This window comes from Acinetobacter sp. SwsAc6, from assembly GCF_013391565.1.
In the GTDB taxonomy this organism is placed as follows: domain Bacteria; phylum Pseudomonadota; class Gammaproteobacteria; order Pseudomonadales; family Moraxellaceae; genus Acinetobacter; species Acinetobacter cumulans.
The window spans coordinates 72,497-88,069 of sequence record NZ_JACAXE010000010.1; the positions used below are offsets into that span (position 1 = coordinate 72,497).

9 protein-coding genes are annotated in these 15,573 nt (G+C 33.9%); 4 read left to right on the plus strand and 5 right to left on the minus strand.

What is annotated here, in order from left to right; translation table 11 throughout:
• Together HYG93_RS09205 and HYG93_RS09210 are read right to left on the minus strand one after the other, a co-directional pair.
• The gene (locus tag HYG93_RS09205) at positions 1-1,398 is read right to left on the minus strand and encodes an efflux transporter outer membrane subunit (RefSeq protein ID WP_100243230.1); all 1,398 of its coding nucleotides are present in this window, start codon (positions 1,396-1,398) and stop codon (positions 1-3) included.
• 4 nt (positions 1,399-1,402) lie between these two features.
• Positions 1,403-2,098: a TetR/AcrR family transcriptional regulator gene (locus HYG93_RS09210; RefSeq protein WP_120366259.1), complete on the minus strand. Its 696-nt coding sequence runs from the start codon at positions 2,096-2,098 to the stop codon at positions 1,403-1,405.
• Positions 2,099-2,425: 327 nt separating this feature from the next.
• Here HYG93_RS09210 and HYG93_RS09215 point away from each other — a divergent pair, with 327 nt between their 5' ends.
• From HYG93_RS09215 to HYG93_RS09230, 4 genes are all read left to right on the plus strand, one after another.
• Positions 2,426-3,844 (plus strand): phosphate--AMP phosphotransferase, encoded by a 1,419-nt coding sequence (locus HYG93_RS09215; protein ID WP_121594233.1) that lies wholly within the window; start codon positions 2,426-2,428, stop codon positions 3,842-3,844.
• A gap of 564 nt (positions 3,845-4,408) precedes the next feature.
• Positions 4,409-5,080 (plus strand): hypothetical protein, encoded by a 672-nt coding sequence (locus tag HYG93_RS09220; RefSeq protein ID WP_005137638.1) that lies wholly within the window; start codon positions 4,409-4,411, stop codon positions 5,078-5,080.
• Positions 5,080-7,407, plus strand: a complete 2,328-nt coding sequence (locus HYG93_RS09225; protein ID WP_121532971.1) for a hypothetical protein — start codon at positions 5,080-5,082, stop codon at positions 7,405-7,407. Before HYG93_RS09220 ends, HYG93_RS09225 begins: the two co-directional genes overlap by 1 nt.
• Positions 7,391-10,606: a tyrosine-type recombinase/integrase gene (locus HYG93_RS09230; RefSeq protein ID WP_178962385.1), complete on the plus strand. Its 3,216-nt coding sequence runs from the start codon at positions 7,391-7,393 to the stop codon at positions 10,604-10,606. The genes HYG93_RS09225 and HYG93_RS09230 overlap by 17 nt, the downstream gene beginning before the upstream one ends.
• Before the next feature lie 571 nt (positions 10,607-11,177).
• Here HYG93_RS09230 and HYG93_RS09235 read toward each other — a convergent pair.
• From HYG93_RS09235 to HYG93_RS09245, 3 genes are read right to left on the minus strand one after another with little or no spacing between them, the layout of a single operon-like run.
• A complete protein-coding gene (locus tag HYG93_RS09235; RefSeq protein WP_158654336.1) occupies positions 11,178-13,910 on the minus strand; it encodes a hypothetical protein in 2,733 nt (910 codons plus the stop codon).
• Between the two features lie 16 nt (positions 13,911-13,926).
• On the minus strand, positions 13,927-14,637 hold the full coding sequence (locus HYG93_RS19230; protein ID WP_218646803.1) for an IMCp domain-containing protein: 711 nt from the start codon (positions 14,635-14,637) through the stop codon (positions 13,927-13,929).
• On the minus strand, positions 14,637-15,515 hold the full coding sequence (locus tag HYG93_RS09245; RefSeq protein ID WP_104441263.1) for a hypothetical protein: 879 nt from the start codon (positions 15,513-15,515) through the stop codon (positions 14,637-14,639). The genes HYG93_RS19230 and HYG93_RS09245 overlap by 1 nt, the downstream gene beginning before the upstream one ends.
• Positions 15,516-15,573: the final 58 nt, after the last annotated feature.

Consider the following 15,573-nt stretch of genomic DNA (forward strand, 5'->3'; position numbering starts at 1 on the left):
TTAAATTTTTTTTGCAAATGCGGTGTCACCACCCAAGGCAAAATAAAGACTGACATAGGACTGCATTAAGCTACTTTGCGTTTCAATCAATTGCTGTTCTGCACTAAGTAAATTGCGCTGTGCATCCAAAACGTCTAAATATCCCACAGCACCGTTGTCATAACGCAGTTGTGCCAGCCGTGCAGTTTCCTGGAAAGCACTGAGTCCTTGTTTCTGAATCCGTAATTGTTGATCTAAATATTTCTGTTGAACCAGTGCATCAGAGACTTCACGGAATGCGTTCTGTACCGTCTTTTCATACTCTGCCACTGCAATCTCTTTACGCACTTCTGCTAAGGTCAAATTATTTTTTAGACGACCCGCAGTAAAAATAGGCACACTGATACTAGGAGCAAACGACCAAACACTGCTGCCAGATTTAAATAAATCGTCTAAATCTGCACTGGCTGTTCCAAAACTGCCCGTCAGTGCGATACGTGGAAAAAATGCTGCGCGTGCCGCATAGATATTGGCATGCTTAGATTTAAGCATTGCTTCCGCAGCATGAATATCAGGACGGTTCAACAATAAGTCTGAAGGCAAACCCGTTTGTAGCATACTTGTTTTAAAAGTCACTTGATCTAAATCTGTTTTAGGCAAAGAAATCGGCTGTCCCACCAATTGCACTAAATAGTTTGCAGTCAGTGCACGGGATTTCTGTAATTCAGCCACTAAAGCTTGACCATTACTGAGCATTGTTTTTGCTTGCATGTATTCCACTTTAGAGCCTGCACCCACCTCAAAACGGCGCTTAAAAATTCGTACTGATTTTTCATAATTCTGTACAGAACGCTGAGCAAAATGGATACGTTTATCCAGTTCAGACAGCGTTAAATAACTTTGAACAGTCTGCTGCATAATACTATTGCGTGCTGCATGCACATTGCTTTCAACTGCAAGAAATTGCTGCAAAGCCGCTTCATTCAAGCTGCGGATACGACCCCACAAATCCAGCTCCCATTGGTTCATGCCAAGACCCACAGAATACTGACTGGATGTCACTTCTCTACCGACATAAGATAAGTCGGCAGGCACATGACTGCGTTCCATGCTCGCAGTACCACCTATATTCGGAAAAAGTTCAGCACGTTGAATGTTATAAGCCGCTTGTGCTTCATGCATACGTAATGAAGCAATCTTTAAATCCTGATTCGCCACTAGTGCCAGATCGACAATATTAATAAGTTGTTGATCTTTGACATAATCAATCCAAGAAAGTGCTTGGTAAGAGTGCTGAGTTTGAATCGGATAATTATGAGATAAAGAAATTTTAGGCTGTTGATAAGGATCTATTTGTTGACAACCAGTAATACTGAATATAATTAAAAAACTACTATATTTTAATTGGGTAAATTGCATAATATTATTCACCCCAAAAATTAACAGAATGATACAAATGAGAATTTGAAAACATATTTTTCAAATGAATATAAACTAACTGCTTCAATCTAATTTCAATATTAAAATTAGGATCTACCATCCAGTTATGAACTAAACCCATCAATGATGTTTTAAGAAAATCATGTACCATTTCAATATCTACATTTCGTGATAATTCCTCTAGAGCTAATGCTTCTTTAAGCCATTTAATAGTGTTTTCCTCACGAATATTACGAGATTTTACCAGACATTCATTTAAAATTTTATTTTGTTCTAAACTATAAAATCTCAACCAAAAATATGCTCTATATTTTTCACGATACAAATAAAAATCATCTGAAATACTTAAAATTAATGAATTAATAGCATCTAAACCATATTTATTATTAGTTGCAATTTTAGATTTCTCATTTAACCAGTTTTCCAAATAATTTAAAACTCGAACAAGTAATTGATCCTTAGAACCATAGCGCCTAGAAACCAAACCGCGACTGTATCCTGCATTCACACCTACTGCCTCTAATGTAACTGCATTAACGCCACCTTCTGATAGAAGCTTAATAGTCTGATTCACCATCTTAAAATCAGATTCAATTGCTCTAACCTGTGTCTTTTTCTTAAAAAAAGCATTATTCAAGTTTTCTTTATGTTCTAAAACAGTTGAAATCTCAAGACTCACAACAGCCCCCCTCCAAAGACATATAAAAATATTGCTATTAACAACTTTTTCTTATAAAGAATATAAACTTAAAATAAAAAAAGGTCAAAAATTAATTTTTTAATATTTTAATATTTTAAATACTAATAAATATTAATAAATAACAATAACTTATATTAATAACACTAATAAAAATAATAATTAAAAAAATACCGATCTTTTTAGTCGGTTTTGTTTTACTGGCACAAAAAAAAGTTGTTGCAAAACAACTTTAATCATAAAACAATAACATTGACTACAACTGAATTTATAATTATTTTATTAAAAATTTTTTAAACGAGACTTAAAATGAATTATCAAGACCTCTCCATTAAATTAATTCAAGAACAATATAAACTCAAGAATTCTAAATCAAAAAGTATATTAGTAATAATTGGCGGAATTGAACTAACGCGAAAAAATGAATCAATCAAAAAGCTAAGTGAATTAATGGATCCTAGATATTTAAAAATTAAGGCTGAAACCCCAAATAGAGTCAAAGAAAATAAATTAATTTGGCAACCATACATAAATGACATTCCAAAAAAAGGACAAATCATGTTTTTTTATGGAAATTGGTATACTGATTTACTAGCGTCAACTATATTAAATGATGAAGAAATACAAAATAATACATTCAACGAACACTTAAAGCGTATATATGAATTTGAAAGTTACTTAAAAAATAATAATGTAGATATTATTAAAGTTTGGTTTGAAGTTTCATGGAGCAAAGTAAAAATTCGCACAAAAAATATTGATATTATTGATAAAATCCAAAGAGTTCCACGTTTTACATGGGATGATTTTCCACAAAAAAAATGGAAAACTAAAACCTTATACAATCAAATTAAAACTTTAAGAAATAGATTCACCCACGATTGGGTAATCATTAATAGTGAAAACAATATAGAAAGAAATACACAGTTTTCTCAATTAATACTTAAACATCTAAAACTACCACCTGTACAAATTAAGAATAAATTAAAATATCAGGCGGCACCTATTCCTTCAAGTTTAACTCAAATAAAAAAAAGTGAAATTAGCCACATAGAGTATAAAAAAACCATTAAACAACTAGAAAGGAAAGTCGCAGATGTTCTACGTTATTCATCACATAACGTTGTATTAGTTTTTGAAGGTATGGATGCCGCAGGTAAAGGCAGTTCAATTAAGCGCATCATTAAATTTCTAGGGCTACACGAATATAATATTCATAGTATTTCAGCACCAGAAAATTTTGAACGATTACGTCCTTATTTGTGGCGTTTTTGGAATAAGCATTCAACGAATGGGGCACTTAATATTTTTGATCGCAGCTGGTATGGACGTGTACTTGTAGAACGTGTAGAAGATTTAATTAACCCAATAGAATGGCAAAATGCTTATGAAGAAATAAATCAGTATGAAAAACAACTGTCTGATACGAATACAATTGTTATAAAATTTTGGCTAGCAATTTCAAAAGATGAACAATTACGTCGTTTTTACATGCGAAAAAATACACCTCAAAAAAACTTCAAATTAACAGAAGATGATTGGCGTAATAGAGAAAAGTGGGATGCCTACTTACAAGCAGCTTCAGATATGTTCAAATACACGAGCACAGATATTTCTCCTTGGTACATCATTGCCAATGATAGTAAATATGCTGCACGAATTGAAATTTTGCAAACTATCCTTCATAGCGTACAAAATAAAAATTTAGGTCACTTAGAAAACTTATAAGATTATATAAAGATATTTTATAATCAAATCAGGTGCCATTAGCATCTCTAAAGAATGAGTCCAAAAGCATTTGAAACAGCTTCAAAATGAGGCTGTCTCATACTGGGATAACTAGAGCTGTCCCCTATGAACTCAAAATAATAGCCCTCTAGGTAAAGAGGTCCATTTTAATTTTGAGGCTGTATTAATTTAATATTCAACTTCTTTCAGTTCTTTAGCTATTAAAAATTTTCAAGCTCCGTTTTTATCAGGCTTGAAACTATACCTCTAATGTGTAAATAAGGCTGAAAACTCGAGTGGGAGATTGATTGCTTAGAATATTTGTAACAATTTCTACCTGTTTCAATTTTTTAATTTCCTAAGTAAGAACCTCTATATCTTTAAATATACAGCATGTTATAGATTGTTATTTAGTTCTTAAAATTATATAAAAATAACAACATATTGTATATTAATTGTAAATATACACAAAATATAGGGTGAATCAACCTTGTTTAATATTTCAAAAAATTATAAGAATATTCACTTGATTATTTTTTAAACTTTTTGGGGACTCTCATTTTTATGGGAACAACTTTTGATTTTGATGAAGAATTTGGCATACCAAAAAAATTGTTGTGCAAAAATTTTAATAAAGTCCAAATCAGTGTACATCCTTATTTTTCTGGAATTTATCTTTGCTATCAAGAGGCTTTTAAATCCTTAAAAACTGATTTGTCTACATTAAATCCAAGTCTCGAACTTCATGTATGGAAAGATCCTAATATCTCTAGTTTTACCATTACAAATAATTTTCAGTGGTTTATATATTGGTCTCAGCACATACCAAAAAGTATTAACTTACTTGTTCATTCTTTCCCTCAAAATGAGGAGAAAGTTGAACTATTAAAAAAAGAGGCAAGTTTGGAATTCATGAAATTTCTGTCCTCTTATCATCATGATCTGGATCGAATGAACCCTGCAAAAATGCAATCGCTGATCAATGCCCATATTTCATCTGAAGTTATCCTGGCTTTAAACAAAGAAAATTCTTTCAAACCTCACCGTACTATGAGCTTAGACCTGCTAGCAAAACTACTCTCATACACACGAAATCAACTGAATTACCGCAATAAAGTTATAAACCGGAAAAGACAAAATGTGCTTGATCAACTACAACAAACCAGTGGGATTGTGCAACAGCTTTTAAACAATGTGGACTTCGTTCTCACGCCAGACCAGCTATGGAAAACATAATGTCAGAACCTAACCCAAGCCGTCAAAATGCTGCTGATATTCCGCGGGTATCATTAAAACAGACACTGGAAAAACTCTTTGATGATGAGCAACTCCAACGTACCGAACATATTCAATATGTTGCTGATTTACTGATTTCACACCCAACTGATCAATGTTTGGAAGGGCTGAATCTCGATCTATTAGATTTTGATCTAGAAACCAATTCTGTTGTTGCTAGACCCGCTGCCTTGGTCTCTTCTCGGAAACATACTGTTAGCGCAACACCAGTCATTTGGTATGTGAACTCAATTGCACAATTAGCAGAGTCAGAAGAAAATGCTTTAATCTGGAATATCCTAGTCTTAAAAGCAGCAATCTATTTAATTGCACTACCAGACATTAAACCTGAACTTTTTGAAGAGGATCACACTGAACATTTCAATACTGTAAAACGTTTATTCCAGCGCTTCCGTACCGCCAATCGGGTTCTGAGTTCCGAAAAAGAATATCAAAATACTCCTGAATATAGACTCCTTTGGGAAAAGTATCTTAAAGATCCCTCCCTTTCCTTAGTTGAGTTTATTCGGTATTTGAATGAGGTTATTGATGAAGAACGTGATAAAGAGCCGTCTCATGATTTTATGCAAAACCTGCTAAAAGTGATCCGCATCACCTTTAATTATGTTTTGGAAAAGAGGGCAAAAATTGCCAAAGCGAGTATTGAAACTACACTGCAACATGAGTTTTTAGACGAAGATCAGCTGATTGTAGAAAGTTCAGAAATTAAAAAAGGGCAAAAGTCCAAAGCTCTCAATATAGAAAAACAACTAGATGACCAAGATACACGTCAAATACTTGTAGACCCAACTATCGTTACCCCTCTTGCTGCATATTCAGAATCCAGCCAGAGCTATGTGCTGCCTCTGGTTGCCAAGCATATTCAACGAAAAGAACATTTGCTGCCATACAGCAGCCTCTTTCCTAATATCACAAGTATAAGTGCTCTACTTACTGAACTATATAAAAATTACATTGTTGAAATTGAAGAGGACTGTAACGACAAAGATAAAGAAACCAAAAAAAAGAAGGCCTCCTTGATCCTGATGCTGTCATTTCTGACCGGAAATAAAATCCAGGAGTGGCTACGTCTACAAAGTAAACGTGCTAAAAATTTAAATGCTCGCCAACAGATCCGTCAAAGCAATGGACAATATTTTCTGAGGAGTAAATTTTCAATTTTTGAAAATAAGGATTTTGCTTATCCAGATGGTTTGCTCAACCAAACAGTCTATCTAGATATCCCGATTCCAAATTCATTTATTGCTTCGCTACGAGATGGTAACAGCGTTACGGAAGAGGATCTTCAGCAATATTTGAAACAGCTGAGAACCAAACTTTATATTCCAAAATTATCATTAATAAGAATTAGCTCTCTTTTACATCAGACTATTTTGCAACGCACTGGAAATAAACAGCTTGCTGACCTTCTCACCGGTATTGATGCAAACAAGTCTTCTTCTACTTCTTATTGCCATCAGAATATTCAGGCTTTACAGACCGAGTATGTCTCAATTTTAAAAGAGCTGTGTGAGTCGTTATCCGATGACTACAAGAATATCGAATATGCTGCAGAAAAAAACTTTGGCAGCCGCAAAGCACCTACTTCAAATGTGATTCAAAATATTTTTGCCACACTCAAATTCAGAATAATTTCACAAAAAGAAGACGACTGGATAGCAATTTTTAATCATTACAATCTGTGGATGTGGCATTTCTTGTTGCTCTTTACTGCCGCACGACCCGTCGCTGAATTTCCAGGTTTTTTAAAAAGTTTTAACCTGAAAAGAAAAATATGCATGGTTTCCGATAAAGAAGTGGGGGGGCGTCAAGGCTATGGACGTTTAATTCCACTGGGTCATTTTGTCGCACAAGAACTCCAGAAATTTATAGATTTTTTACATTATTTTAAAATTCAAATTGCTCCTAGTCAGCCAGAAATTCCACAACATATTCAACAAATTTTAGAGAGCAAGCTCCCACTGTTGAATATCTTTCAGGATGGTCAATGGAAACCCTTAAAGCCATCGATTATAAAAAAATTTAATCCTGAGTTAGATTTGCACCATGAAAACTGGCACCGGCATACTGCCCGTGCGTTTCTCTGCCATAAAATTAGCGAAATTGAAATTTTAGCTTTATTCGGTCATGAACCGATGCAGCAAGAAGCTGCTCATCCTTATTCCAGCTTATCTATTTCACAATATTCAAGCATTGCTCATATTCTTGAACAAATGAAAGATCATTTTAATATTACCGGTATTGAACTCGATGTCCTCACTCAATAAACGTACTAAGCAAATTCAACCACTATATGCAGAAGAACGTAGAAAACGAGACCGACTCGATCAGGAAAAACAGCTTCGAGCAGATGTAGAACAGGAACTAATTCAATATTTCCAAGAACAAGATTTGGAACAAAAAGAGCACCTTGAATCCTTCTATCCAGCAATTTATGAGTTTATTAAACGCAAAGCTCCAAGCTTGGCATGGAAAAAATATGCGCATGAATTTTTTCGATCGTATATTAAAAAAATCAATCTAAATCGTCGTGAGACTTTGCCCCTACCGAATCTGACATTTGAGATGCAGCGTGATCAGCCGGTTTTTACCATGGACTGGATCGAGAAGGGACATCAGGTTGATGAAGTTCTTGATAAGCTTTGGGACTACTGGATTCTAGCGAAAGATAGCAAGACATTTTCTGATGATGAAATCATTGGGAATATTGTTATTTCTGCCCTGCTTTACTCAGGCTTAAATCAAAAATCCTCTTTAGAAGCTTTGCTTGAACATTTAAAAGATCCGGCAAAAATCAGAAAGATCGAAGATCTGAACATTATATTTTTAGAACCGCTCTCCCCCTCTTATGGAGATCTCTTTATTGACGAAAAAACTATTCGTAAATCGCGTAATTTTATTCCTGATCAAATTACCCGCTTATGGTTAATTCATTTTAATAGCAGAAATATTCGTACAGTAAACCAGAATGTAGAAGATTATCTACAGCTTATTTTTAATAAGATTAAGTTACCATTTAATCTCAAAACTTATAAATTATTACGCGACTACGCCAGCTTTAACTGGATGCAACTCCCAAAAGTTGATATTGATCCTGCTCTCTCACAATGTCTCATTGAAAATACTGCAACCTGTGGCTTATCAGAAATAGAATTTGAAAGATTTCTTCATCCAAAATTTAAATATCAGCAGGACACTCTTACTGATTCAAATGTAGAAAAATCACCATCTATTGCGGGTCAATCCTACTCCAATGATGATATTCAGCAAGCCTTGAATGATGTTATAAAGATTCACAAAGACCTTTTACAACTGATTCGTACATCACAAACCGATCAAAGCATTGATGCACTAATTATTGAATATTGTCTTGAAAATGCTGATAAATTTAATGAGTATAGTAAACGTGTCGCCTTATGGCTCATCAGCCTTTATAAACCAGAATTAGCACAGATTCAGCCACTGGCTGAACGTTTTAATTTTTGCGTAAACAAATTTCAAAAAGCGTTTCAGAAGAATAGACCGTTAGCAGATAGTTCCATTTACACTTATTACTCCCGTATTGCTGAGCCCTGGCTCACCCATTCTTTACAATATCTAGATAGTGAAGATGATTTGAATACGAACCTAGCGAAGATCTACCCACAAATCATCACGAATACCCGACTCGCAGATGAAGCAGGCCAACCTGAGTTTAAAAAATCCAGTGGTCAGACCGTCAGGATGTTGAAGCGCTTCCAGAGCTTTCAACAAACAGTTTTCGAAGCTGAATCTCTCGAATTAGAGTCAATTGCCATACAAAATAGGCCTAGAGCCCGTATTATTGGTCCTTTGACTTATCAAGCTTTCATGAACAAGTTAGATACCTTATTTTCAGGTCCTAATAGTCAAGAAAACACTTACAAGACATTAAAAATCATCTATATCTTAGCTTACCGAACCGGTATGCGTATTAATGAGATTCTAGGCTTACGTGTGCGGGATATCGAGGGCTTGAGCTGTCTATCAGTATGGATTCAGCCCTACGGCTCAAAAAAGAAAGGAAACTTACATCAACTTAAAACAGATAGTGCTGAACGCAAAGTCCCTGTACATTGCTTATTAAAAGCTGATGAATATCACTTATTCCATAGCTATGTGGTCGAACAACGTCTACTCAATCAACAAAACTTATACCTATTCCGTAATTGGAATGAAAATAGCAAGCTGAACAAACATACGGTGACAACACCTTTTAGAATGCTTATGAACGAGCTTTTCAAGCATCATGATTATTCTTTTCACTCATTTCGACACACGGCTGCCAATCACCTATCCGTTGTTCTCAACTGTAATTACGCTCCACTCGTCAAGAATCTGACGGATTATACCGAAGAAGAATATCAATCTATCCGAACAGAATTACTCCGTCATACGCATGGTCAAAATCATTGGTTTATGATTGCCCATTTATTGGGTCACATTGATCCTACAGAAACCTTTAAAAGCTATATTCATCTGAGCTACCTGATCGCTGGGCATAAAATACTGCAATATCATCCAAACATCGATACTCAATTAGCAAAGAAGATGATGGGCTACCTACCTTCTTTCAAATTTTTAAACACAGTAAAAGATTCTTCTCCATTCAATTTTGAAAAGCATGCTATGCATTTAAGTCAACAGTTACTCAACGATCAAACTGACTGGTTAAAAAGTAATGTAGAAGATATTCTAAATGAAAGTTCTTGTAACACTCCTCCTCATGACTTTTTTAAATACTTCGCGGGAACAAAAGAATCTAAAGTTTCATTTGCCCGTTTTTTTAAGTGCCTAAATTTACTGGAAATTCATAATGATCCAGATCAGGTCTCAAAGAAAATGTGTTTACCTGTAGAACTGGTTAACTATTGGTATGAAAATGCAAAACTATTAGGCCAACTCAAGTCTCAAAAAAATAACCCAAGATTATTTGATCTCAATAACACAAATCATCTAAAAAATCCTCTGAAACCAGCCATGATCGATACTGTTGAAGAGCGCACAGCAAGAAATTATTTCTTTGAAAATATTCAAAATGTATTTGAAAAGAAACCAGATCAAATCAAAGTTGTGCTTGAGACGTTTTTAAGTCGTGTAACAGTCTCTCATACAGGTATTCATTATCGATGGAATAAAATCGATCAATTAGAATCATTTTATTTCAAGGTAAAAGACCTGTTTCCCCGTCAATTTTGGCATTTGCTTGGACAAGACTTGTTAAAATTGTTAGATACCAAAAAACAGCCTTTATTACTGAAGCTGGCTAAATCAAGCACAACAGAGCATCCTACAACTCAAGAAGATTATGTCCGCCTCCAGCTTTATTCCACTAAAGAGCGTAAAGCACTTGCAGCTTTTAAATTCTGTTTACATTTAGCCTGTATTGGCAAACCTCAATCTCTTGAACTGCAAGTTGAAGGTCTAGAAATCACTACATGCTGTTAAAATAATTTAACCGTTGTTTCCTTATCTAAAGTCAAATTTAATATATCTTTAGTAAAAATTGGATGTCTAATCAACGATGATTAAATCGTATAAACTCTATGAATTAGCAGCGTCTGAAATAGGGATCGGTCATGCTTATAACATCAGAAAAAACTGCAAAATAGAAACCGTAGCCCCCAGACAACACCACTCTCATCACAAAATTATACCAATCAGTAAAATACCTTTAGATTAAGCATTTGTATGTTGGTTATTATTGTTGATTATCACAATAAATTAGTGACCAAAAATCAAAGTACCCCACCCTACCTTAAATTACACCACACAAAATCAAAAACTCTATATAACTGTTATATATAGAGTTTATTGAAATATCAATTATGTTATTTAGTGTATTTTTAGGGGGGATTGCCAAGTGACTTAACTATTTGCACGAGTATTATCATTACACTCTCCAAATCCAAACTTAAAAAGTATCAACTTTTTAGAATAAGATAACCATATGAATAAAACATAAATCATGCCATCCATAAAGTAATATTTATTACAAAATTACTCCATTTATTTGACTTTATTTCAATTGAATCATCTGACAATGAGACATTTGCCCAATATGATCAACTGTTACCGCTAATCCAATTTCAATACTATCTGGTGACATAATTCGTCCGAATACTTTTTTACCTTGTATATCACTGCCTGAAAACTCAATATCCTGTTCCTTCAAACCATTCGTACCTCGCTCTATACCGCTCAATGCTTGAGATTGAGTGGTATAGAGCAATGGGAATACTCCTGCACGTATAGGCCCTAATTCCTGCCATTTTTCATAAGCATCACCACGTTTAATTGATGCAGTAAACATCCCTCTACGATGAGTACCAACAAAAAATTGGAATGGACTATCAACATTATTTTGTTGAGCATGATTAATCACTTTGAGTGTTTCGCCAGGCGATACACGTAATAATCCTAATGCAACGCCAGTTTTTGTTGTTGGTTTAAACGGATTTGTTTCATCTGTCTGTAATGGCAAGTGCACTTCAAATGCTGGAACATTTTCCCAAAATATTTCAAGTAAATCATGTTGAAACAACTCTTTTAAAGTTTGAGCTTCATCATCTTCTAAGCAACCCAACAATCCCAAAACAATTCTTGAACGACTTGAATTACCAGCCAATAAAATATGAATTTCATCGGGTAAATACTTTAGATGGTTTTCAAATGAGGTTTTAAGTGCCGTAAAGAAATTCTTTAAACCATCACGAATTCGAGCAATTAACCACTCTATTAATTCATGTTGAGGAATTTTTATTTCACACTCAACTCTTTGTCCATCACGATTCAATAAAGTAAGTGATAGTACTCCACTATCATCCTGATTAAATATCCCACCTTCCCATAATGGACGTAATTTTGACATAAGAAGTGTCGTGTTGGTATAAGCTGCCTGAGTCTGCATAATCAATAGTTCTGAACCTACAAATCGATCGGCATCTATTGGCTTAGTAAAACTGATTTCCTTTTCACGACATAAATTTTGATTATACTTAAATACTTGGTAAGCCATATTTTCCAATAAGTTTTCACCACCTAAATATTTGTCTCCTGCTGATCCAAAGTGTTCAAGCACATCATCTGTACCTTCATCTTCTTCTTCTAATGTTGCTAAGCGGTAAATTCCGTAATCAAAATCAGTTGTTCCCCCACCAAAATCAAAAACAGCATAAGGTGTACCATTTTCAGTAGGCTCTATATTTAATGCATTTAATGCAGATGCAGCAAAAGCAGCAGGTTCAGACGCGAGCTCTAGGACAGAAAACTCATTAAAACGTTCTGAATACATTAAACTTTCAGGAAAACTTCTGACTAAACCTCTTCTGAAAGAGGCAAGAATTTTTTCTTTTACTTCATTTGGATATGCAACTGGAAATGTCATAAAGTATTTTAGATAAATACCACGTTCTCGCCAGTTTATATTCATTCCTAAAAACCAAGCATATAACTCAATAGGATCGAGCTGAGGATAGTCTTTTTGAATATTCAGTGATTGTCCCTTGATTGGATTCAGTTCAAATAATGGCTTAAATTCATATTCATGATTCTTTTGATCTGTAATTCTAACTCTAGCTTGCTCTGCTTCACGTAATGCCCATTGTTTTAAACGTGCAAAAATACTGCTAACAATTTTAGGATCACTGTCATTATCTCTAAATCGCAAACGAGCTTCATGTGAACAATGTACAGTATTCCAATCTATCAATGGGCGATATACTTCACTTCCCCATGCATTTAAGACTTCTTGAATATCAAGAAATTCTAAAATAGTCGGATTTTCAAAATCATTATCAGAAATCGAATGCTTTTTAAAATCTTCTTCTTGTAAACCTATTCTCAGTAGCTCATCTTTACCATTTGAACGAATTGCAACAACAGTACTACTTGTACCAAAATCAATTGCAACCTTAGCATTTCGGATATCAAGTTCAGGATTACGATAGCGTATTGCTTGCTCTGTATCTACTTGTAGATATTGCTCTTGTAAACTTTGATTTTGTGTATAAAACTCCCACATTCCCTGATCAATGTCAGTAAAGCGTAAATTTTCAAGTTTAGGGAGACGAGTAGAAATATAATCTACATTTTCCCAAATAGAGCTTAAATCAATTTTGGGTTCAGCATTCTCATAAGTATTTTTATACCAAATTATTTCTTCTAAATTTGCAAGAAAAAATTGATAATCTATTTCAGATTCATTTACTGAACACGGTAGTAAATTCCATCCAAATTGATCTAAAGTTAGTAAAATTTCAGTAATATTTTTATTTCTAAAATATGAACTAATTGCTAGGATTAAAGTATCCCCCTCGAAGGTATTTGGATAATCTCGATCAAGCCACATACCATTTGAATCAAGTTGTATTGCGCTATATCCTAAAATATATTTAGCACCAGATCCTTTTAATAAAGGAAATGTTCTATCCTCTACAACATTTTTGACGTCGTCAATATTAGGCAATCGCCAAATAATCGAAGGTTTTAAATTTTTATCTTTTATATATTTTTTTGCTACTATACGACTCCCTGATATCACAGCTTTAGGATTTTCCCATAATAGTCCTGTTGTAAAGTCTAAAATCAGTTCTCCATCTAAGATACTCCACCAACGATGTTGCTGAATATATTTTTCAACAGCAGTTTGGACCGTTTCAAAATCTACTTGATTTTTTTCTTTATCAATTCGTATAGCCGATTCTAATAATTTCTGGTGTTTTAACTTTGGTACAAAAATCATATTAGTCACAAATATTCCCCAACACTTAAACTGTAATCACTAAAGCCGATTTAACTTTCTCACCTGATGCATTATATAATCCAGCGAGTAATACTTGTTTAATTTGACTACCTGAACCTGCGATCTGATTATGAATGTTATAGTCATACTTTGTATTTAAATCAGGAAACTTCAACTCTGCTTTAGAACTTGAAAGTGTGAGGTTATAAAGATTAATTGCATTTTCTAATAATTTAATTTTTTCAGGTTCAATCTCTTTTTGAGAGCTTTTACATTGCTCAGCTAATCTATCCCACAAGCGGACAATATTGGGCCACTGTGAACTAGAGCTTATAAACGCTAAAATTTTTGTAGTAACATCTTGCTGATCAGTATTAAAAATACTTTGTAGTTCATGAAATTGTACTAAAGAATCTAAATATGTTTTCTGTTCTTCCAAACCCAATGTCCAAATCGGTGGGACTTCGATTTTTTTTTCAACAATTTTTTCAATCGGAACTTCAACTACTTTTTCTTTATAAACAATTTTTTCAACTGGAACTTCTATTATTTTCTCAACAATTTCTTGTCGCGCAATTATTTCCTGTAGTTGATGATCTACTTTTTGTGAAGATTGCGATATTTGTTCAGCCCCTCCCCCATCCCAATGACGTTTGATTGTCTGAATCAGCTTTTTCAGCATGTTACTACTCTCTAATTGCTCTAATAATTTATCAATATCAGTAAATTTAGCCATCAGTCCAATGCTCCAATAATTGGTTGAAATTCAAGATGAAGATGCAAATCATATTGCTGCTTTAATTGCTGACAGAAACCAATAATTTTTTGTTGTTCACTTTCTTCCAATATTAAAAATTGCCGTTTTTTTGTCCTAACTGCTGCTATACTTGGATTATGAAATGGTGATGAAACTTGTGGAACATCTAATAAGCCAACGATATTTACTAGCTCATCCGGGCGAACTGTATTCCAAAAATTTTTGAATATGCTCGGTAAAAAACTTAAAAGATTTTCTAAGTTGGGGCGTTGCACAGAAACCAGTTGTTGCTGAATTTGCTGCAACTCAATCTGTAATTTTTGACGCTCTTGCTGTAAGTCTGCAAGTTTTTTGGCAAAATCAGTTTCTATTAGACTTTGATCTTGTTGTTGTTGTGCCTGTTTAAGTTGCCCTTGTAATTGAATCGCATCAAGTAACTTTTGATGCTCTTTCCAACTATTTTCTAAATTTGTTAGAGGCAAAATTCGTTGTCTTATCCAATCTGAACTCAGTGAATCGGGTTGCTTTACATTTAAACTTCTACAAACATAATCCACTAAATTATAAAAATTTAAAATTTGAAAACTAGTATTTTTAAAAGCATGTAATTGTATAATTGTTTCATTAAGCCAAGCGGAGTTTGTATATAAAATGCTAACGTCTACAAAAGCTAATCCATCATCATTTAAATATTTATTCACTTCATCTAATACAGCTTTTATATTCGACTGATCATTATGATGAATAAATGTGTCCTCTCCTTTTATTGGTATAATAGACCAATCTATTTGATTCTGACTTTTATAGACCTGTATTTCATTTTCCAATAAACAAAGACTTAAGTTTGTATTTGACACGTTTCCCTCAATTTTTCCATTTACACAGCTAAAGTTATAAAATATATACAAAAAAAAG

Coding starts and splice junctions, on each gene's coding strand:
- HYG93_RS09205 (WP_100243230.1), bottom strand. CDS start 1,398: ATGCAATTTACCCAATTAAAATATAGTAGTTTTTTAATTATATTCAGT.
- HYG93_RS09215 (WP_121594233.1), top strand. CDS start 2,426: ATGAATTATCAAGACCTCTCCATTAAATTAATTCAAGAACAATATAAA.
- HYG93_RS09220 (WP_005137638.1), top strand. CDS start 4,409: ATGGGAACAACTTTTGATTTTGATGAAGAATTTGGCATACCAAAAAAA.
- HYG93_RS09225 (WP_121532971.1), top strand. CDS start 5,080: ATGTCAGAACCTAACCCAAGCCGTCAAAATGCTGCTGATATTCCGCGG.
- HYG93_RS09230 (WP_178962385.1), top strand. CDS start 7,391: ATGTCCTCACTCAATAAACGTACTAAGCAAATTCAACCACTATATGCA.
- HYG93_RS19230 (WP_218646803.1), bottom strand. CDS start 14,637: ATGGCTAAATTTACTGATATTGATAAATTATTAGAGCAATTAGAGAGT.